This is a genomic window from Streptomyces winkii (assembly GCF_032248595.1).
Taxonomy (GTDB): domain Bacteria; phylum Actinomycetota; class Actinomycetes; order Streptomycetales; family Streptomycetaceae; genus Streptomyces; species Streptomyces winkii.
Genome location: NZ_JASTTH010000005.1, coordinates 660,076 through 679,534, shown reverse-complemented (window position 1 = coordinate 679,534; position 19,459 = coordinate 660,076). Strand labels below are relative to the sequence as shown.

Genomic DNA, 19,459 nt, shown 5'->3' with positions numbered 1-19,459 from the left:
GGAGCGCAAGGCCCAGCGGGACTGTCGAAGGACATACGACCAGACTACGACGGCGCCCGGCCGCCCCTCGAAGCGCGCTTCCCCGGCTCTCGCGCACCGCGAGGCCCGTGCGCCCCGTGGGCCCTCCGGGGCCCGGACGCTGGCTGCCGCGCGCCGGACTCCGGCGGCCCGTCCCCCGTCGCGCTCCCCCGCTGCGGAGGCGCGGGCTCGGCCGCCTCCGGCTCCTGCCCGGCGCACTTCGCGCAGCGCCCGAAGATGGCGAAGTGCTTCATGTCCGTGTCGAAGCCGAAGGCCGCGAGGAGGCGCTCGGCGAACGGCTCGGCCACCGACAGGTCCGCCTCGATCACCTCCGTGCAGTCCCGGCAGACCAGATGCATGTGGTGGTGCCGGTCGGCGAGGTGGTACGTCGGGGCGCCGTGGCCGAGGTGTGCGTGCGAGACGAGGCCCAGCTCCTCCAGCAGCTCCAGGGTGCGGTAGACGGTCGAGATGTTCACGCCGCCCGCGGTGCGGCGCACCTCGGCGAGGATGTCGTCCGGTGTGGAGTGTTCGAGCTTGTCGACGGCCTCCAGCACGAGCTGGCGCTGCGGAGTGAGCCGGTATCCGCGCGCTCTCAGATCGCTCTGCCAGTCGGTGGTCACCACGTCGACAGTGTAGGACCGCCGCTCACTTGAAGAAGGCGATGCCGTCGTCGGGCAGATCGCCCAGGTCCTTCGCCCACTCGCGAAGATCGACGGCCTTCTTCAGCTGGGCCGACATGTACGGCTGGAGCGGCACTCCGGGGGCGGAGCGCTCCCCGACCCACATCAGATCGCCGTTCACGTAGCCGTAGAGGCGCTTGCCTCCGCTGTACTCCGCGGCGGAGGCGGTGCGGGCGACGGCGTCGGTGGCGAGGTCGATCTGCGGCTTCTGGTCGGCCAGTTCGCCGTACCAGACCTCGGCGATCCCCTGGTCACGGATCATGACGACCTCGACCTTGCGCTCCTGGTCGATGCGCCAGTATCCGGTCTCGGTCTCCAGCGGGCGCACCTTCTCGCCGTCCTCGTCGAGCTGCCAGCTGTGCGAGACGTACTCGAGGAAGTCGCGGCCGTCGTGGCTGAAGGTGACCTCCTGCCCGAAGTTGCACTTGTCGGTGCCGGGGTCTTCCTCTCCCCCAGCTACCGCTGGGAGGTGCCCCCAGTCGAGGGCGGCGACGCCCGCGCCCTTCCAGTCGCCGAGGAGGAAGGCGAGGGGGACGAGGTCCGGATGCAGGTCGGACGGGATCTCGATCATGGGAACTCAGACGGTCGGTGGGGACGGTGGGCGCGAGTACGTACGCAGAAGGCGAACGGACCGCTAGCGCTGGCCCTGGTAGAGCTTCTTGAGCGCGAGGCCGGCGAAGGCCGCGGTGCCGACGCAGACCAGAACCATCAGCGCGGTGAAGAATGCCTCAAGCACGGGGTGCGCTCCTTGGTGTCGCGAGGGGTGCCGTTGACGACGTCGTACGCGCCGAGTCTAGTCGCCGGCCGGGAGACCCTCGTACACGGTCCGGCGCTGGATCGGCGGGCCCACGGCGGGCTCAGTAGACGAGCGCCTGCACGCCCTCGCCCATGATCTCGCTGACGAAGACCTGCGCGCCCGCGATGCGGACACCCTCCAGCACGTCCTTCTCCTCGATGCCGCGGCGGGCGGCGCACTGCGTGCACAGCGTGATCTGCCCGCCGGCCTGCACCCCTGAGATCAGCTCGGGAAGCGGCGCCGCGTGCGGCAGTTCGAACTCGGCGGCCCGGCCCGGCAGCGCGAACCACGCCGACTCCCCGGTGAGCCAGAGCGACACCTCGACTCCGCTGGCCGCCGCCACCGCGGCGACGGTGAACGCCTGCGAGCAGCGCTCCGGAGCGTCGGTCCCGGCCGTCACCTTGATCACGAGCTTCTTGTCCGCTGCCATAGCGCCAACCCTAAGGGGGCCGCAGCACGGCGGAGGGCCGTGTTCCGGGCGGGCACCCGGGACACGGCCCTCTCACACGGCACAGCCGTACGTCATACGGCTCGGCCGCGCACGTCACACGGCGATGGCGACCTCCGCCAGACCGCCGTCCTGCGCGACGACCGTACGGTCCGCGGTGCCGCCCGGCACCAGCGCCCGCACGGTCCACGTGCCCTCGGCCGCGTAGAAGCGGAACTGGCCGGTGGCGGACGTGGGGACCTCCGCGGTGAACTCGCCGCCGGCGTCCAGGAGCCGCACGTATCCGGTGACGGGCTCGCCGTCGCGGGTCACGCTGCCCTGGATAGTCGTCTCACCGGGCTTGATGGTGGAGGCGTCCGGGCCGCCTGCCTTCGCTCCGCACATGGATCTTCCCTTCGGTTCTGATCAGTCGGGGCCGGTTCAGTCTTCGGTGCCGACGGCGACGGGGACGCCCACCAGCGAGCCGTACTCGGTCCAGGAGCCGTCGTAGTTCTTGACGTTCTCCTGGCCCAGCAGCTCGTGCAGGACGAACCAGCTGTGCGCGCTGCGCTCGCCGATGCGGCAGTAGGCGATGGTGTCCTTGGCCAGGTCGACGCCCTCGCCCTCGTACAGCTCCTTCAGCTCCTCGTCGGACTTGAAGGTGCCGTCGTCGTTGGCCGACTTCGACCACGGGATGTTGCGGGCGCTCGGCACGTGGCCGGGGCGCTGCGACTGCTCCTGCGGCAGGTGGGCCGGGGCCAGCAGCTTGCCGCTGAACTCGTCGGGCGAGCGCACGTCCACGAGGTTCTTTGTGCCGATGGCGTCGACGACCTCGTCGCGGAAGGCGCGGATCGAGGTGTCCTGCGGCTTGGCCTTGTAGTCGGTCGCCGGGCGGCTGGGCACCTCGGCCACGAGGTCGCGGGAGTCCAGCTCCCACTTCTTGCGGCCGCCGTCGAGCAGCTTCACGTCCTGGTGGCCGTAGAGCTTGAAGTACCAGTAGGCGTAGGCGGCGAACCAGTTGTTGTTGCCGCCGTAGAGCACGACCGTGTCGTCGTTGGCGATGCCCTTCTCGGAGAGCAGCTTCTCGAAGCCCTCCTGGTCCACGAAGTCGCGGCGGACCGGGTCCTGGAGGTCCTGCTTCCAGTCGATGCGTACGGCGTTCTTGATGTGGTTCTTGTCATAGGCCGAGGTGTCCTCGTCGACCTCGACGATGACCGTCTTCGGGTCGTCGATGTGGTCCTGGACCCAGTCGGCGTCTACGAGGACGTCACTGCGGCTCATGGTTTCTCCTCCGAGGCAGAAAGCGGATGTTGGGGGCACCTCCCACGCGTGGCCGTGGGGGAGTACGGGTGCCGGGTGCGGCGTGCGGACTGCGGATGCACACGTACGTCGGTCAGGGCGGGGAATCGTCGGGGGCACGCGCACCGGGCGCAGTGCGACGGGCGGCCGGGGCAGCCGGCACGGGCGGAGGGGCGGGACGACGGCGGGGCGGGCGGCGCACTCGCTCGGCCTGCCCCGGCTCAGACGGAGCCCTGGGGCACCACCCGGGCCGGAAGGCCCAGGGAAGGGCCGGAAGCCGTCAGGAGGGGATGCGACAGAGCATCGCGGCGACGCGGCAGAGGTCGACTGCACGTCGTTTCGTGAGGTCCGCCTGTCGCTTCATGGAGACGATCGTAAGGACGCCGGAGGGCCCGTGTCACCGCGAATCCACATCGTGAGACGAGATCGACCGCGATTCGGGACCGTGGGTGGAAACCCCACCGTGGCCCCGCCGTCCGAAGTCCCACGGGGCGGAACCGGTGCCTGTCTCCCGGACTTCGGCGTCTCGTGTAGTGGGACGCCGCCCCCGCGGAGCCGATCGCTCCGCAGGGTCAGCGGCCCAGCTTGACGTCCTCGCCGCGCACCGACAGCTCGATGCCCTCCGGGGTGGCCTCGACATTCTCCAGTTCGAGCCCGTCCGGCAGGCCCGCTATCTTCCTGGCGAAGTCGATCCTGCCGCGTATCGCCTGCTCCAGGCCCGGGATGTTCGCTCCCGGCACCTTGTCGGCCCGCAGCCGCACCGTGTCCTCGCCCGCGACGCTGACCGTGCTGGTGACGCTGCGCTCGAAGCTCTGGCCGAGCACCGTGACGCCCGCGCTCACCTTGACCCGGCCCCTGCCGCTGTCGTCCTCGCCGCCCCAGCCGATGTGCACGCCCTCGCGGGCGGCCTTCGTCAGGTCTCCGTACGAGACGAGGGCGGTGCCCTGGGCGCGGCCGGCCACGGCCGAGGAGTAGTCGGCGTTCAGGCGGACGTCCCGCAGCCGTGCGTTGACCTGGCTGACCTTCAGCTGGCCGCCGGCCGCCTCCGCCTTCATGCCGCTCATGTCGGCGTCGATCTCGGTCAGTTCCTTCCCCGCGACCTGCGTGAGGAAGGGGAAGCCCTTGATGTCCACGGAGGTCTTGCCGGCGGACGCGATGCCCTGCGCGCTCTTGATCTCGTCCGCGGCCTTGTCCTCCGCCAGCTTGACGGCGAGCCGGTCGGCGGCCACGAACAGCACCGCGAGGACGAAGAGGACGATGAGTCCCCTGCGTAGTGCGCGCATCTGCCTACTCTCCCTGCTGGGCTGCGGCCCCTGGACTTCAGCGAGCCTAACCCCGGCGTACTCAAACGAAGGCTCGGCCGAACAGATAGACGACGGGTGCCGCGAGCGTCAGCGGCAGCGCCACACCCGCCGTCATGTGCACGAAGCGCGAGGGATAGTCGTAGCTCGCCACCCGCAGGCCGAGCAGTGCGCATCCGCCCGTGACGAGTCCGAGCACGCCGCCTGCCGCCGCGGGCGCGGTGGCCGCGCCGTCACCGCCGAGGACGGTCAGCTGTCCGGCGGCCACTCCCGCCCCGGCCGCGGCGAGCAGTGCGACGGCGGGCGAGACGAACGGCGGCAGCGGCAGCGCGCGGGCGAGGGCCGCGACGGCGACGGCCGACGCGCCCGCCGTCACCGCGTCCGCGGTGGCCGCGTCGAGCGAGGCGAGGTAGCCCGCGGCGACGACCGTGAGGGCGGTCGCGGTGAACGCGGCGGTCAGCGCGTACAGCCGCTCGTCGGGACCGGCCCCGTTGCGCAGATGGAGCGTCACCGTCAGCACGCACCACGCCCCGAGCGTGCCGATGATCACCGCGGGCGCGTGGCCCTCGTCGGCCAGCAGCAGGCAGGCGTCCGTCGCGAGACCCGCGAGGAAGGCGAGCGCGATGCCCTGCCGTGCGGGCCACATCCCGTTCAGCCGGAACCACCCCGCCGCGGTCACCGCCTGGAGCACCGCGACGGCGAGGGCGAGTGCCGCGCCGCCGATCTGCGCGGAACCGGCCACCAGCACGGCGAGCGCCGTGGTGACGGCCGCCGGGAGGAGGCCGGGCGCGATGAGCGGCGAGCCCTTGGTACGGGGGACGGGGGCGCCCGCTCGGGCGGCGGCCGACGATGAGGCGGATGCTCCGGCGGGCGCGGGTGCCGTGGCCGCCGCGGAGGCGGGAGCCGCGGGACGCGACGGCGACTGGGAGCGCGTCGACTGCTGCTGTCCGTACGCGCCCGGCAGGGGCTGCCGCGGATGCGGCTGGGGCTGGCCGCCCGAGTGGTGGTGCGGATGCTCGTTCATGCGCGGCCTCCCGCGAACGGCGGGAGCACCTCGACGGTGCCGCCCTCGCTCAGCGGAACCGCGTCGTGTGCGCGCTTGCCGACGGGCTCGCCGTCCACGAGGAAGGAGCAGCGCAGCAGTACGCGCGCGAAGTCCGGGCGTTCGGTGTGCCGTTCGCGCGCGCTGTCGAGCGCGTCGGCGAGGGTCCCCGCCTCGTAGTGCTCCTCGGCCGTTCCGGCTGCGGCTTTCGCCGCCGCCCAGTAACGGATCGTGCCACTCGCCATCGTGGGTCCTGCCCTCTCGGCCTGTGCCGGGCCGTCTCGTACGTACGGATCACGCGGTGTTGCGCGACCCATCATGCCGGGCCCTCGGCCGGGTCAGGCCACCGATCGGCGACCCAGCCGCCGATCCGGTGCAGCAGCGCGGGTTCGGCGGCGTTCTCGGCGTGACCGAAGCCCTCGACGAGCCACAGGTCGGTGCAGTCGGGGTCGCCCGCGGCGGCGAGGGAGTACGGGTGGTCGACCGGGAAGTACCGGTCCTGGTCCCCGTGCACGACGAGCAGCGGAGTCGGCGCCAGCAGGGGCGCGGCGGCGACCGGGGACAGCGGCACCGGGTCCCAGTCCCGCGGATGGATGCGCGTGCGCAGCCCGTACCGCGAGACGAGCCGCCCGACGGGCCGCTGGATCACCCAGTGCAGCCGCCGCATGGGCGCGGTGCCGCGGTAGTACCAACGAGCGGGCGCGCTGACGGCCACGACGACATCGGAGTACTCGGCGCCCTCGCCCTCTCCGGGCCCGCCCTGCACGGGTCGCGCTGCTCCGAGCCCGGACGCCGGGGCATCCTGCTGCCCAGGGCCGTCCGGCCGGGATCCCTCCGTCCCGGAGCCCTCCGTCCCGGAGCCGTCCGTCCCGGAACCCGGCGCCGCCCCGGGCCGGTCGCCGCCCCCCGCCCACGGCGGCTCCGTGCGGGGCCGTGCGCCTGTGCGCCCCTCGTGCGCCTTGGGGCGGTAGAGCGCGCCGTGGCGGACCACGACCGAGCCGCCCATCGAGAAGCCGATCGTCGCCACCCGTGCGTGCCCGAGCGCGCGCGCCCAGGCCACCGCGGCCGCGAGGTCGAGGACCTCCAGATCGCCGACCGTGGAGTGGCCGCCGGAGCCGCCGTGCCCGCGGAAGGAGAAGGTGATCACGGCCCCGTACTGCGTGAACACCCGCACCGCACGGCGCAGGGCCGGGCGGTCCACCGACCCGCTGAACCCGTGCGCGACGACGATCGCACCCGGGGCGCCCGCATTTTCGCCGCCGCTCGCGCTGCCCGTTTCGCCCTCGTACGGGTCGTACGCCGCCTCGATCCGCACACCGTCCGAGGTCCGCAGAACCGCCCTGCGCCGGGGCCCTCGGGGCCCGGCCGGTATCTCCGGCCGGCCGCCTCGTGCGCCGCCGCGCTCACCCTCGGTGCGGGCGTCAGCACCGGAGCGAGCGAATTCACACTCGGCATCCTCGCCCATGTCGGCTATTCTGCTTCGAGTGAAGGATCCGGGCAGCGTCGCCCCCGGGTCCTTTTGTGCTTTCAGGAGCGCAGTGTGCTTTCCGGGCCGCGGTCCGTTCTTCCGGACCCGCAGTCGCTTTTCAGGAGCGCATCCGTACGAAGCAGTGCCGAGCCGTACCGAAGTCCCACGGGACCGAGGAAGGATCTGACGTGAGTTCGCTACTCCTGCTGACGAACGCCCTCCAGCCGTCCACCGAAGTGCTCCCCGCGCTCGGTCTGCTGCTGCACAACGTGCGCGTGGCACCCGCCGAGGGGCCCACACTCGTGAACACCCCCGGCGCGGACGCCATCCTCATCGACGGCCGCCGCGACCTGCCCCAGGTGCGCTCGCTGTGCCAGCTCCTGCACCAGACCGGCCCCGGCTGTCCGCTGATCCTCGTCGTCACCGAGGGCGGGCTCGCCGCCGTCACCGCCGAGTGGGGCGTCGACGACGTGCTGCTGGAGAGCGCCGGCCCCGCGGAGGTCGAGGCCCGGCTGCGGCTGGCCACGGGCCGGATGCAGGGCGCCGCCGAGGACGAGCCGACCGAGATCCGCAACGGCGACCTCTCCGTCGACGAGGCCACCTACAGCGCGAAGCTCAAGGGACGGGTCCTCGACCTGACCTTCAAGGAGTTCGAGCTGCTGAAGTACCTGGCCCAGCACCCGGGCCGGGTGTTCACCCGCGCCCAGCTGCTCCAGGAGGTCTGGGGCTACGACTACTTCGGCGGCACCCGCACCGTGGATGTGCACGTACGGCGCCTGCGTGCGAAGCTCGGCCCCGAGCACGAGTCGCTGATCGGCACCGTCCGCAACGTCGGCTACCGCTTCGTCTCGCCCGAGAAGGACGCGAAGACGGCCGAGGAGAAGAAGGCGAAGGCGGACGCCCGCGCCGTCACCGACGCCGCCACCCGTCTCGTACGGGAGGCGGCGGCCGAAGGAACCGGCGGCACGGCCGGCTAGACCCCGTCGCCTGGACCGCTTTCGGGGACGCCGGCGCGGGGGCCGCTCCCCGGCGGCTCCCGGCCTCCCGGGCCGGAACCAGCAGGCCCCTCAAACGGCGGATGCTTCCCGCGTAGACTGCCCGGGTGGCCAGGGTGACGCGGGACGATGTGGCAAGGCTTGCGGGTACGTCGACCGCGGTCGTCAGCTATGTGATCAACAACGGGCCGAGGCCTGTCGCACCGGCCACGCGCGAGCGCGTGCTCGCCGCCATCAAGGAGCTGGGCTACCGGCCCGACAGGGTGGCGCAGGCGATGGCCTCGCGCCGTACGGACCTGATAGGCCTCATCGTCCCCGACGCCCGGCAGCCCTTCTTCGCGGAGCTCGCGCACGCGGTCGAACAGGCCGCCGCGGAGCGGGGAAAGATGGTCCTCGTCGGCAACTCCGACTACCTCGACGAGCGCGAGGTGCACTATCTGCGGGCCTTCCTCGGGATGCGCGTCTCGGGCCTGATCCTCATCAGCCAGGGCCCCAGCGAGCACGCCGCGGTGGAGATCGACGCCTGGGACGCCCGCGTCGTGCTGCTGCACCGCCGCCCCGAGGCCATCGACGACGTGGCGGTCGTGCTCGACGACGTCGGCGGCGCGCAGCTCGCCACCCGCCATCTGCTGGAGCACGGCCACGAGTACGTCGCGTGCCTCGGCGGCATCGACTCGACGCCCGAGTCCGGAGACCCGGTGACCGACCACGTCGAGGGCTGGTCCCGCGCGATGGAGGAGGCAGGGCGCTCCGTCGAGGGCCGCCTCTTCCAGGCCCCGTACAACCGCTACGACACCTACCGGCTGGCTCTCGAACTGCTGGGCCGCCCGGACCGTCCCACCGCCGTCTTCTGCTCCACCGACGACCAGGCCTTCGGTGTGCTGCGCGCCGCGCGCGAGCTGGGCCTCGACGTGCCGCAGGACCTGGCGGTCGCGGGCTTCGACGACGTGAAGGAGGCGGCGCTGACGGACCCGCCGCTTACGACCGTCGGTTCGGACCGCGAGGGCATGGCGAAGGCCGCGGTCGACCTGGTGCTGGACGACGGGCTGCGGGTCGCCGGGTCCCGGCGCCAGCGCGTGCGGCAGTTCCCGGCAGGGCTCGTCGTGCGGCGCTCCTGCGGATGCGGCAAGCCTCCGCAGCGCTGAGCCCCGCAGCACTGAGCCTCCGAAGCACTGAGCCCCGCAGCACCGAGCCTTCGCGGCGCTGCCTCTCCGCGGCCTTTCCGCTGCCTTTCCGCGGACCTTCCGCGGCGCTGAGCCTCCGGCGCGCGCCCCTCGCTCCGCCTCCCCGCGGGCGTACCGGCGCCCTGTGACACGCCTGACACGGCTTCCGCTCCCACACAGTGCGACGCTTGGGCCCATGGTGGCCATGAAGGTGCTGATCGTCGACGACGAGCCCGCCGTCCGGGACGCGCTGCGCCGCAGCCTCGCCTTCGAGGGCTACGGAACCGAGCTCGCGGCGGACGGCCTCGACGCCCTGGAGAAGACCGCGGCGTACGAACCGGACCTGATCCTGCTCGATGTGCTGATGCCGCGCATGGACGGGCTGACCGTCGCCCGGCGCCTACGCGAGTCCGGCAGGCGCGTGCCGATCATGATGCTGACCGCGCGGGACATGGTGGGCGACCGCGTCACGGGCCTGGACGCGGGGGCGGACGACTATCTCGTCAAGCCGTTCGAGCTCGACGAACTGCTGGCCCGCATCCGGGCGCTGCTGCGGCGCACCTCGTACGCGCAGGAGCAGGCCGCCGGGATCGCGAGCGGTGGCACGGGCGGAGCGGCCGGCCCGCGCGCGGCCGCCGCCTCCGCGGGCCAGCCCGGTGCGGACCTCCTCAGCTTCGGCGATCTGCGCATGGACCTCGGCACGATGGAGGTGACGAGGGGCCCGCGCACGGTGGAGCTGAGCCGCACCGAGTACATGCTGCTGGAGATGTTCCTCGCGCACCCCCGCCAGGTGCTCACGCGCGAGCAGATCCTCAAGGCGGTGTGGGGCTTCGACTTCGAGCCGTCGTCCAACTCCCTGGACGTGTACGTGATGTATCTGCGCCGCAAGACCGAGGCGGGCGGTGAGCCGCGCCTCGTGCACACGGTGCGGGGCGTCGGCTACGTCCTCAAGGAGGACGCGGCGTGAAGCCCGGTCTTCGCCGGCCCCGGCTCCAGGCGCCGGCGCTGCGCTCGCGCCTTGCCCTGCTGGCCGCGGTCACGGTGGCGCTGGCGGTCGCGGCGTGCGCGACGGCCTGCTGGTTCCTCGTACGGGCCCAGCTGATCGGTTCGCTGGACGAGTCGCTGCGCAGCAACAGCCGCGTGGACCCGAGCTTCGTCGTCGGCCAGCTCAGCTCGGGGCAGTGCTCGCCCGCGGACGAGCGGGCGCCGAACCCCTTCGACGCGGCGGTCCAGGTCGTCGACCGCCACGGCAAGAGCTGCGTCATCGTCGGCAGCAGGATGGAGGTCACGCCCGGCGACGAGCGCGTGGCCGAGCGCCGCCAGGCCGAGTCCGTGCACACCGCCCGGGGCAGGGACGGCTCCGGCACCGACTACCGGGTGCTGACGACTCCCGTCCAGGGAACCGATGTCGCCGTCTCGGTGGCGCGGCCGCTCACCGAGACCGACAGATCACTGCGGAACCTCGCCCTGATCCTCGCGTCGGTCGGCGGCGCCGGAGTGCTCGCCGCGGCGGGCGCGGGCGTGGTGCTCGCGCGGGCGGGGCTGCGGCCCGTGGACCGGCTCACCGGAGCCGTGGAGCACATCGCCCGCACGGAGGACCTCGGCGTGAGCATCCCCGCCGAGGGTGACGACGAAATCGCCCGCCTCTCCCGCTCGTTCAACTCGATGACCGAGGCGCTGGCGTCCTCGCGCGAACTCCAGCAGCAGCTGATCGCGGACGCGGGGCACGAGTTGCGTACGCCGCTGACATCGCTCCGTACCAACATCGAACTCCTCGTACGGAGCGAGGAGACCGGCCGCTCGCTGCCGGGCGAGGACCGCAGGGCGCTGCTGGAGTCCGTCAGGGCGCAGATGAGCGAACTCGCGGCGCTCGTGGGCGACTTGCAGGAGCTGTCGCGCGAGATGCCGCCGCGCGGCGGTCCCGTCGGGGGCATCGCGCTGCACGCGATCGCCGAGCGCGCGGCGGAGCGGGTGCGGCTGCGCAGCGGCGGCGTCACGGTCACGGTGCGTACGGAGCCGTGGTACGTGCGCGGCGAGCCCGCGGCGCTGGAGCGTTCGGTGGTCAACCTGCTGGACAACGCGGTGAAGTTCAGCCCGCCCGGCGGCACGGTCGAAGCCGTGCTGAGCGGCGGCACGCTGCGGGTGCGGGATCGCGGGCCGGGGATCGACGAGGCCGAACTCCCGTACGTCTTCGACCGGTTCTGGCGCTCGCCATCCGCGCGAAGCCTGCCCGGGTCGGGGCTCGGCCTGTCGATCGTGGCGCGCACGGTGCGGCAGGCGGGCGGCGAGGTCGCGCTCGAACCCGGGGAGGGCGGCGGGACGGTGGCGGTGCTGAGCCTGCCGGGCTCGGAGGAACCCGAACCCGAGCCGGAACCGGAGCCCGCACGCGAACCGGAGCCCGAGCCTGAGCGCGGCCACGGCCTCGGCCACGGCCCGGACGCGGAGCCCGGACCCGATTCCGGAGCGCGGCCCGGAGCCGGCGCGGAGCCGACATCGCGGGCAGAAGCTTGACTTCAACTTAACTTCATGTCTGAGCCTGGGGTCAGCCGATACGGCAGCCGCACAGACGCAGCGTGCGTACCGCCGCTGCGCCCGAGGAGAGAGAGCACCCCATGACCAGGACCGCAGACACCACAAGCACCGCAGACACCGCAGACACCGCGAGCACCCCGGCCTCGGCCGAAGCGGAGAGCGAACCCGGGGGCGCGGCCGGAGGCCCGCTGCGCCTCGCGGTCATCGTCGGAAGCGTCCGGGAGGGCCGGTTCGGGCCGGTCGTCTCGCGCTGGTTCGCGCAAGAAGCGCGCACATACGGCGACTTCGAGGTGGACGTCATCGACCTGGCCGAGGCCGAACACGAACTGCCCGTCGCCTTCCCGGAGTTCGGCGCACCGCTGCCGCCCGCCGTACAGGCCGTGCGCAGCGGCCTGTCGGAGAGGCTGCACGCGGCCGACGCCTTCGTGATCGTCACCCCCGAGTACAACCACAGCTTTCCGGCGCCGCTGAAGAACACCATCGACTGGTTCCGCGAGGAGTGGCAGGCCAAGCCGGCCGGCTTCGTCTCGTACGGCGGGATGGCGGGCGGGCAGCGCGCGGTGGAGCATCTGCGGCCGGTCTTCGCCGAACTGCACGCCGTCACCGTCCGCGAGACGCTCAGCTTCCACATGGCCTGGGAGCGCTTCGACGAGGACGGCCGCCCCCGCGACGAGGAGGGCAGTTCGGCGGCGGCCAAGGGGATGCTGCGGCAGCTGCACTGGTGGGGGACCGCGCTGCGCGAGGCGCGAGCCAAGTCCCCCTACGGCTCGGCCGCTTGACGCCGATAGCACCAACAGGGGCCCGCGGCGCCTGCCCGAACCCGGCCGCGCGTGCCCGAACCGGTCCGCATCCGTCCGCACCCTCCCGCACTCGTCCATGCCCGTCCGCATCCCCCGCCTCCGGCGCGAACCCCGGCCACTCGTCAGCCGGTTCGTGCCGGGCGGGAGGTGGAGCGCCCCGCTCGTCTCGTAAGGTCGTGTCCCATGAACGACGTGGTGGTAGTCGACGAGGCGTCGGCCGATGTCGTACGGGACGTGCAGTCGCTGATCGACGAGTCGGCCCGTACGGACGGCCAGTCCCCCCTCTCCGAGCAGGGCCGGCTCCAGCTGCGCGGCGGCCGGCGCCCCGGCGTGCGGCATCTGCTGCTGCGGCACGACGGCGAACTCGTCGGCTACGCACAGCTCGAGGACACCGATCCCGTCGAGCCGCCGACGGGCGAGCTGGCCGTCCACCCCGCGCAGCGCGGACGCGGCTACGGGCGGCAGCTGGGGCACGCCCTGCTCAAGGAGTCGGGCAAGCGGCTGCGCGTGTGGGCGCACGGCGGGCACCCGGCCGCACGGCATCTCGCGCAGGTGCTCGGGCTCAGCCTCTTCCGCGAACTGCGCCAGATGCGGCGGCCGTTGAGGGAGACCGGAACGGGCAGCGGGATGGGCACGGGGGCGGCCGGCGCGGGTTCGGCCGAGGCGGCTCCCGCGCTCCCCGAGCCGCGGCTGCCCGAGGGCGTGACCGTGCGCACGTTCCGTCCCGGCGAGGACGACGCGGCATGGCTGGCGCTGAACGCCGCCTCCTTCGCGCACCACCCCGAGCAGGGCAGCCTCACCCAGCGCGATCTGGACGACAGGAAGGCGGAGCCCTGGTTCGACCCGTCGGGCTTCTTCCTCGCCGAGCGGGAGGGCTCGCTCGTCGGCTTCCACTGGACGAAGGTGCACAGCGCGGAGCAGCTCGGCGAGGTCTATGTGCTGGGCGTCGCGCCCGAGGCGCAGGGCAGCGGCCTCGGCAAGGCGCTCACGGCCATCGGGCTGCGGCACCTGGAGCGCGACCGGGGGCTGCCCACGGCGATGCTCTACGTGGACGCGGACAACTTCGCGGCCGTCGGGGTCTACGAGAGACTCGGCTTCACGACGTACGAGACGGACCTGATGTACCGCACGGAGAGCTAGACCGGCCCGGAGCGAGGGGCGCGAGGGGCCCGGAGCGAGGGGCGCGAGGGGCCCGTGAGCGGCCCGAGGCGCGTGAGGCGGTGCCCGGCCGCGTTTCTCCGGAGGATGTGCCGGTGGTGTGCCGCTCGCCCGGTGGCCATGTGCGCGTAACCGCTGATTAAGACGGGCTTGTGAGCATCACGGAATGCAGCTCCCTGCTCGTCGCCTCCGCGCCCCTGTCGCTCACACGGGCACGGGGAACAATGGAGTCATGAGCGAGCCCACCTCGCGTGCCGCATCCGCATCCCCCACCCCGTTCGATCCCCACTACGACGCCCACGAGGCCCACGACGACGATGCGCGCCACGACGTCGCGTTCGACGTCGCATCGAGCATGCCCGCCGACCGCAGCAGCGGCGGCACCGTCTCCGACCTGGACCCGGACCTCGACTCCGACCCGGACGTCTTTCCCGCGGACGCGCTCTCCGGGGACGCCTCGGAGGACGATCTGCCGCCGGACCGCTTCCTCGACCGGGAGCGCAGCTGGCTTGCGTTCAACGAGCGCGTGCTGGAGCTCGCCGAGGACGAGGAGCTGCCGCTGCTGGAGCGCGCGAACTTCCTCGCGATCTTCGCGGGCAACCTGGACGAGTTCTTCATGGTCCGCGTCGCGGGCCTCAAGCGGCGCATCGCGACCGGCGTCGCCACGCGCTCCGCGTCCGGCCTCCAGCCCCGCGAAGCGCTCGAGCACATCTGGACGCGCTCGCGCGAGCTGATGGCACGGCACGCGGACTGCTACCAGCGCGTCATCTCCCCGGCCCTCGCCGAGGAGGGCCTGCACCTGATCCGCTGGGACGGGCTGACCGAGAAGGAGCAGGCCCGGCTCTTCACCCTGTTCCGGCAGCGGATCTATCCGGTGCTGACGCCGCTGGCCGTCGATCCGGCCCACCCCTTCCCGTACATCTCGGGGCTCTCGCTCAACCTCGCGGCCGTCGTGCGCAATCCGGTCAGCGGTCAGCAGCACTTCGCACGCGTGAAGGTCCCGCCGCTGCTGTCGCGCTTCCTGGAGGCCTCGCCGCAGCGGTACGTGCCCGTCGAGGACGTCATCGCCGCGCACCTGGAGGAGCTGTTCCCGGGCATGGAGGTGCTGGCGCACCACATGTTCCGCGTGACCCGTAACGAGGACCTGGAGGTCGAGGAGGACGACGTCGAGAACCTCCTCCAGGCCCTGGAGAAGGAGTTGCTGCGCCGCCGCTTCGGGCCGCCGGTGCGCCTGGAGGTCGAGGAGTCGATCGACCCGTACGTGCTCGATCTGCTGGTGCGGGAGCTGAACGTCTCCGAGGCGGAGGTGTATCCGCTGCCGGGGCCGCTGGATCTGACGGGGCTGTCCGGGATCGTCCACGCGATGGACCGGCCGGACCTGAAGTACCCGAAGTTCGTGGCGGGCACGCAGCGCGACCTGGCGCAGGTCGAGTCCGCGAAGCCGCCGGACATCTTCGCCGCGCTGCGCGAGCGCGACGTGCTGCTGCACCACCCGTACGACTCCTTCTCCACCTCCGTGCAGGCGTTCCTGGAGCAGGCCGCCGCGGATCCGGACGTACTGGCGATCAAGCAGACGCTCTACCGCACCTCGGGCGACTCCCCGATCGTCGACGCCCTGATAGACGCCGCGGAGTCCGGCAAGCAGGTGCTGGTACTCGTCGAGATCAAGGCGCGCTTCGACGAGCAGGCCAACATCAAGTGGGCGCGGAAGCTCGAGGAGTCCGGCTGCCATGTCGTGCACGGCCTGGTCGGGCTCAAGACGCACGGCAAGTTCTCGCTGGTCGTGCGGCAGGAGGGCGACACGCTGCGCCGCTACGCACACGTCGGCACCGGCAACTACCACCCCAAGACGGCCCGTCTGTACGAGGACCTGGGCCTGCTCACGGCGGACCAGCAGGTCGGCGCCGACCTGTCCGACCTCTTCAACCGGCTGTCCGGCTACTCGCGGCGCGAGTCGTACCGGCGGCTGCTCGTCGCGCCCACCTCGCTGCGCGACGGGCTGGTCTCGCGCATCCACCGGGAGATCCGCAGGCACCGCGCGGGAGAGCCGGCGTACGTGCGCTTCAAGCTCAACTCGATCGTCGACGAGGCCGTGGTCGACGCGCTCTACCGCGCCTCGCGCGCGGGCGTGCCCGTCGATCTCTGGGTGCGCGGCATATGTGCGCTGCGCCCGGGAGTTCCGGGACTGAGCGAGACGGTGCGGGTGCGCAGCGTCCTCGGGCGGTTCCTGGAGCACTCGCGAATATTCGCGTTCGGAAACGGCGGCGACCCGGAAGTCTGGCTCGGCAGCGCCGACATGATGCACCGCAACCTGGACCGCCGTATCGAGGCGCTGGTCCGCGTGCCCGACCCCGCGCACCGGGCCACGCTGACGAGGCTGCTGGAGACGGGCATGGCCGACGACACGGCCTCCTGGCACCTGGGCCCGGACGGCGAGTGGACCCGGTACGCACACGACGCGGACGGGCAGCCGCTGCGCAACATCCAGGAATCGCTGATCGAGGGCCGCAGGCGCCGACGCGGACCGGCGCCGGGCTGACCGGTTACGGAGTCTCGGTGACGGAACGACGGGGTGAGGGGGTGACAGAGCCGTGAGGGGACAAGCAGGCGGGCTCGCGGGGCCCGCCGGCACCGCGGCGCCGGCGTCCGGCCTGGAGACGGCGGACGCCGCGGAGGTGCTCAGCGGATGTCTGCACGCCTGGGCGGCCGACTTCCTGCGCGGCCTGCGCACGCACGAGGAGAGCGTGGGCAGCGCGCAGTCGGCGCCCGCGGCGGCCGAGGCGGTACGCCGGCTGCGCTGTGCGTCCCGGCGGATCGGCTCCGCCCTCCTGACGTACCGCCCGCTCGTGGACGCCGCGTGGGCGGACGAACTGAGCAGCGAGCTGCGCAGACTGTCGGGCACGCTGGCGCGCGAGTACCGGTGCGCCGCGCGGCAGACCCGGCTGCTCGCCGCGCTGCATCTGCTGGCCGTCGAGGGCGTGGGCGGCGACCGGGCCGCGGCGCTGCTGGAGCGGCAGCACAGCCTCGCCCGCAGCCGTGCGCACTCCGCCGCCCTGGAGGCGCTGGTCTCCTCCCGCTTCCACGCGGTCGCGGACTCGGTGGCCGTGCTGGCCTACGAGGTCCCGCTCGCCGCGGACGCGCCACGTGGCGCGGCAGGAGCGGTGCTCGTACCGCTGGCGGAGCGGGCGAGGGAGCGCCTCGTACACGCCGTCGAGACGCTGCCGTCCTCGGGGCCGCCGTCGCCGCGGGCCCCGTCGGGGCGGCGCGAAGGCCGCGACGTGCAGGACGGACGGGAGACGCGGGACGGACGGGAGGCGCGGGACGGACGGGACGGGCCCGAGGCGCGGGCGGGCCACGACGCGCAGAGCAGGCAGGACGCCGCCTGGTTCGAGGTCCGGATCCTGCTGCGTCACCACCGGTACGCGCAGGAGGTCCTGCACGCCGCCACGGCCGGGCCCCCGCGCGGCGCGGGCCCCGGCGGAGAGGAGCGGGATGCGGGCTCCGGCCCGGCCGGTCCCGCGAGCCCGGCGGGCCCGTCCGGCCCCTCCGGTCCGGCCGTGCCGCCCGGACTCCCCGGCGCGGAACAGCGGCTCACGGCGGCGAGCGCCGCGCTCGACCGGTACCGCGACGCGGTGGAGGCGGCCGAGGCGGCGGCAGCGGCGGCCCGTACACCCCGCATCGCGCCCGCCACGGCATACGCGCTCGGCGTGCTCCACGCCGGCCAGCGCCAGGAGGCGGAGGCCGCCCGCCGGGAGTTCGGCAAGCTCTGGCAGCAGGTGGTGAGCGACAGCCGAGAAGCAGCACCGCAAGCGCTCTGAGCTGCGAAAAGAGGCGCAGTTGAGTCGGAGGTTGTCAACTTTCCTCGGGTCGAGGTATATAAGAAAGCACAGGGCATCGCACGGGAGTGCAACCCACGGAAGGAGATGACCGTGATGCTCATGCGTACCGACCCGTTCCGGGAGTTCGACCGCCTCAGCCAGCAGGTCTTCGGGACCCAGGCGCGGCCGGCGGGCATGCCGATGGAGGCGTACCGCTCGGGCGACGACTTCGTGATCCACTTCGATCTGCCGGGGGTCTCCCCCGAGTCCATCGATCTGGACGTCGAGCGGAACGTGCTCACCGTCCACGCCGAGCGCCGCTCGCCCGCCCCGGAGGATGCGGAGCTGATCGCCGCGGAGCGTCCCGCGGGCACGTTCAGCCGCCAGATCTTCCTGGGTGACACACTGGATGCCGACCGCATCGACGCCGCCTATGACGCCGGCGTGCTGACGCTCCGCATCCCCGTGGCAGAGCAGGCCAAGCCCCGCAAGATCGAGATCAGCGGAGGCGGCTCGTCCGACCGGCAGATCACCAAGTGATCCGCCCGCCGGACGGGTAGGGGCTCGCGCCGCCGCCGGGATCTGCCGCACATTCCCCGCCGCTCTCCGGGCACTCCGGAGAGCGGCCTGACAGGTCAGCCGCGCGGAGGGAACCGCGTGAACGGAAAGGGACAGACAGGTATGCAGTGGAACGAACTCGTGGCCCGGGTCCGTGAGTACGGCCGATACGCGACGGACGCAGAGACGAAGCAGGTCATCCGAGTCGTTCTCTCGGCCCTCGGCGGCCATCTGACGAACGGCGTCCGTGAGCGCGTCGCCGGGCGGCTGCCGGCGACGGCCGCCGAGACCCTGAGGTACCAGCTGCCGGCGACGAAGCCGCTGACGGCCGCGGAATTCGTGGAGACCGTCGCCCGGCGCCTCGACGGCGCGACGTCGGCCACGGCCCGCTGGGACGTCAGCTCCGTACTGTCGGTGCTCGGGGAGGTCTGCGGGGACGGCCTCACGGAGAAGATGCTGGCCGACCTGCCCGAGGGGTACGCGCTGCTCTTCGGGCGTGCCCAGCTGTTGAGCGCGGCCTGATCCGCGGCTGCCGTCAGCCGCCGCGCGGGGCGAGGGCCCGCCAGTCGACGGTGACCTCGCCCTGCCGCCAGCGGTGGGGACCGCCCCGCACGGGCCACTGTCCGCTCAGCGCCCGTACGGCCTGTATCCAGCGCTGCCGCGCGCTCAGCGCCCCGTAGGGCGCGGCGGTCGCCCACGCGCGGTCGAAGTCGCGGAGGAAGGCGTGCACCGGTTCGCCCGGGACGTTGCGGTGTATGAGCGCTTTGGGCAGCCGCTCCGCCAGGTCGGACGGCGACGTCAGTGAGCCCAGCCGGGCGGCGAAGGTGACCGTGCGCGGGCCCTCGGGGCCGAGAGCGACCCACACATGACGGCGTCCGATCTCGTCGCAGGTGCCGTCGATCGCGAGCCCGTCCGGCGTGGCCAGGCGCGCGCACAGACGTGCCCAGGCCGGAGCGACCTCCGCCTCCTCGTACTGGCGCAGCACGTTCGCGGCGCGGATCAGGACGGGGCGGGCCCCGCCCGGCAGGGGCACCTCGAAGCCGCCGCGGAGGAAGGTCAGCCCGGCGCGCTCGTACGGGCGGGCCGCCGCGACCCGTTCCGGGTCGATCTCGACACCGGCCACGTGCACGTCCGTACGCACCCTGCGCAGCCGTTGCAGCAGTTCGAGCGCCGTCCACGGGGCGGCTCCGAAGCCGAGGTCGACGACGAGCGGCGGCGCGGGGGACCGGCGCAGAGCGTGTGCCTGTACGGCGGCGATCCAGCGGTCCATGCGGCGCAGCCGGTTGGGGCCGGTGGTCCCGCGCGTCACGTTGCCCAGGGGGCGGGACGGGGAGCCGGCGGTCATGCCATGAGCGTACGAGGGCGAGGCGCGAGGGCGGCAGGGGCTTTCGGCCGGCGGCGCCT

21 protein-coding genes are annotated in these 19,459 nt (G+C 72.8%); 10 read left to right on the top strand and 11 right to left on the bottom strand.

The window, feature by feature from the left end; genetic code table 11:
- Nucleotides 1–44: 44 nt before the first annotated feature.
- From QQM67_RS18645 to QQM67_RS18605, 10 genes are all read right to left on the bottom strand, one after another.
- Nucleotides 45–641 carry a Fur family transcriptional regulator gene (locus tag QQM67_RS18645; protein ID WP_314175037.1) on the bottom strand — a complete coding sequence of 199 codons (597 nt, stop codon included), beginning with the start codon at nucleotides 639–641 and terminating at the stop codon, nucleotides 45–47.
- 22 nt (nucleotides 642–663) lie between these two features.
- Complete coding sequence (locus QQM67_RS18640) at nucleotides 664–1,269, bottom strand: FABP family protein (protein ID WP_314175036.1); 606 nt, start codon at nucleotides 1,267–1,269, stop codon at nucleotides 664–666.
- A 286-nt stretch (nucleotides 1,270–1,555) separates the two neighbouring features.
- The gene (locus tag QQM67_RS18635) at nucleotides 1,556–1,924 is read right to left on the bottom strand and encodes a DsrE family protein (RefSeq protein ID WP_314175035.1); all 369 of its coding nucleotides are present in this window, start codon (nucleotides 1,922–1,924) and stop codon (nucleotides 1,556–1,558) included.
- A 114-nt stretch (nucleotides 1,925–2,038) separates the two neighbouring features.
- Nucleotides 2,039–2,326, bottom strand: a complete 288-nt coding sequence (locus QQM67_RS18630; protein WP_070018969.1) for a DUF1416 domain-containing protein — start codon at nucleotides 2,324–2,326, stop codon at nucleotides 2,039–2,041.
- Nucleotides 2,327–2,362: 36 nt separating this feature from the next.
- The gene (locus tag QQM67_RS18625; protein WP_314175034.1) at nucleotides 2,363–3,202 is read right to left on the bottom strand and encodes a sulfurtransferase; all 840 of its coding nucleotides are present in this window, start codon (nucleotides 3,200–3,202) and stop codon (nucleotides 2,363–2,365) included.
- A 298-nt stretch (nucleotides 3,203–3,500) separates the two neighbouring features.
- Nucleotides 3,501–3,584, bottom strand: coding sequence for a putative leader peptide (locus QQM67_RS30685; RefSeq protein WP_368073287.1), 84 nt, complete (start codon nucleotides 3,582–3,584; stop codon nucleotides 3,501–3,503).
- A 208-nt stretch (nucleotides 3,585–3,792) separates the two neighbouring features.
- Nucleotides 3,793–4,503: an LmeA family phospholipid-binding protein gene (locus tag QQM67_RS18620; RefSeq protein WP_314175032.1), complete on the bottom strand. Its 711-nt coding sequence runs from the start codon at nucleotides 4,501–4,503 to the stop codon at nucleotides 3,793–3,795.
- A 61-nt stretch (nucleotides 4,504–4,564) separates the two neighbouring features.
- Nucleotides 4,565–5,545, bottom strand: a complete 981-nt coding sequence (locus tag QQM67_RS18615) for a hypothetical protein (protein ID WP_399067065.1) — start codon at nucleotides 5,543–5,545, stop codon at nucleotides 4,565–4,567.
- The gene (locus tag QQM67_RS18610) at nucleotides 5,542–5,808 is read right to left on the bottom strand and encodes a MoaD/ThiS family protein (protein WP_314175031.1); all 267 of its coding nucleotides are present in this window, start codon (nucleotides 5,806–5,808) and stop codon (nucleotides 5,542–5,544) included. Before QQM67_RS18610 ends, QQM67_RS18615 begins: the two co-directional genes overlap by 4 nt.
- Nucleotides 5,809–5,879: 71 nt before the next feature.
- Nucleotides 5,880–7,028: an alpha/beta fold hydrolase gene (locus QQM67_RS18605; protein WP_314175030.1), complete on the bottom strand. Its 1,149-nt coding sequence runs from the start codon at nucleotides 7,026–7,028 to the stop codon at nucleotides 5,880–5,882.
- 191 nt (nucleotides 7,029–7,219) lie between these two features.
- Between QQM67_RS18605 and QQM67_RS18600 the strand changes: the two genes are divergently transcribed.
- The 10 genes from QQM67_RS18600 (at nucleotide 7,220) to QQM67_RS18555 (ending at nucleotide 18,577) form a co-directional block, all read left to right on the top strand.
- Entirely contained in the window at nucleotides 7,220–8,008 is a 789-nt protein-coding gene (locus QQM67_RS18600; protein ID WP_314175029.1) for a winged helix-turn-helix transcriptional regulator, read from the top strand.
- A gap of 125 nt (nucleotides 8,009–8,133) precedes the next feature.
- On the top strand, nucleotides 8,134–9,171 hold the full coding sequence (locus tag QQM67_RS18595; protein WP_314175028.1) for a LacI family DNA-binding transcriptional regulator: 1,038 nt from the start codon (nucleotides 8,134–8,136) through the stop codon (nucleotides 9,169–9,171).
- Between the two features lie 214 nt (nucleotides 9,172–9,385).
- Nucleotides 9,386–10,156 carry a response regulator transcription factor gene (locus QQM67_RS18590; protein ID WP_314175027.1) on the top strand — a complete coding sequence of 257 codons (771 nt, stop codon included), beginning with the start codon at nucleotides 9,386–9,388 and terminating at the stop codon, nucleotides 10,154–10,156.
- Nucleotides 10,153–11,700 (top strand): HAMP domain-containing sensor histidine kinase, encoded by a 1,548-nt coding sequence (locus QQM67_RS18585; protein ID WP_314175026.1) that lies wholly within the window; start codon nucleotides 10,153–10,155, stop codon nucleotides 11,698–11,700. Before QQM67_RS18590 ends, QQM67_RS18585 begins: the two co-directional genes overlap by 4 nt.
- A 101-nt stretch (nucleotides 11,701–11,801) precedes the next feature.
- A complete protein-coding gene (locus QQM67_RS18580; protein WP_314175025.1) occupies nucleotides 11,802–12,500 on the top strand; it encodes an NADPH-dependent FMN reductase in 699 nt (232 codons plus the stop codon).
- Nucleotides 12,501–12,704: 204 nt separating this feature from the next.
- Nucleotides 12,705–13,661 carry a mycothiol synthase gene (gene mshD / locus QQM67_RS18575; RefSeq protein ID WP_314175024.1) on the top strand — a complete coding sequence of 319 codons (957 nt, stop codon included), beginning with the start codon at nucleotides 12,705–12,707 and terminating at the stop codon, nucleotides 13,659–13,661.
- A 250-nt stretch (nucleotides 13,662–13,911) separates the two neighbouring features.
- Nucleotides 13,912–16,218, top strand: coding sequence for an RNA degradosome polyphosphate kinase (locus QQM67_RS18570; RefSeq protein ID WP_314175023.1), 2,307 nt, complete (start codon nucleotides 13,912–13,914; stop codon nucleotides 16,216–16,218).
- Between the two features lie 52 nt (nucleotides 16,219–16,270).
- Complete coding sequence (locus QQM67_RS18565; protein ID WP_314175022.1) at nucleotides 16,271–17,497, top strand: CHAD domain-containing protein; 1,227 nt, start codon at nucleotides 16,271–16,273, stop codon at nucleotides 17,495–17,497.
- Between the two features lie 114 nt (nucleotides 17,498–17,611).
- Nucleotides 17,612–18,037, top strand: a complete 426-nt coding sequence (locus QQM67_RS18560; RefSeq protein WP_314175142.1) for an Hsp20/alpha crystallin family protein — start codon at nucleotides 17,612–17,614, stop codon at nucleotides 18,035–18,037.
- Nucleotides 18,038–18,178: 141 nt separating this feature from the next.
- Nucleotides 18,179–18,577, top strand: a complete 399-nt coding sequence (locus QQM67_RS18555) for a DUF2267 domain-containing protein (protein WP_314175021.1) — start codon at nucleotides 18,179–18,181, stop codon at nucleotides 18,575–18,577.
- 13 nt (nucleotides 18,578–18,590) lie between these two features.
- Here QQM67_RS18555 and QQM67_RS18550 read toward each other — a convergent pair whose 3' ends face one another.
- A complete protein-coding gene (locus QQM67_RS18550) occupies nucleotides 18,591–19,400 on the bottom strand; it encodes a methyltransferase domain-containing protein (protein ID WP_314175018.1) in 810 nt (269 codons plus the stop codon).
- Nucleotides 19,401–19,459: the final 59 nt, after the last annotated feature.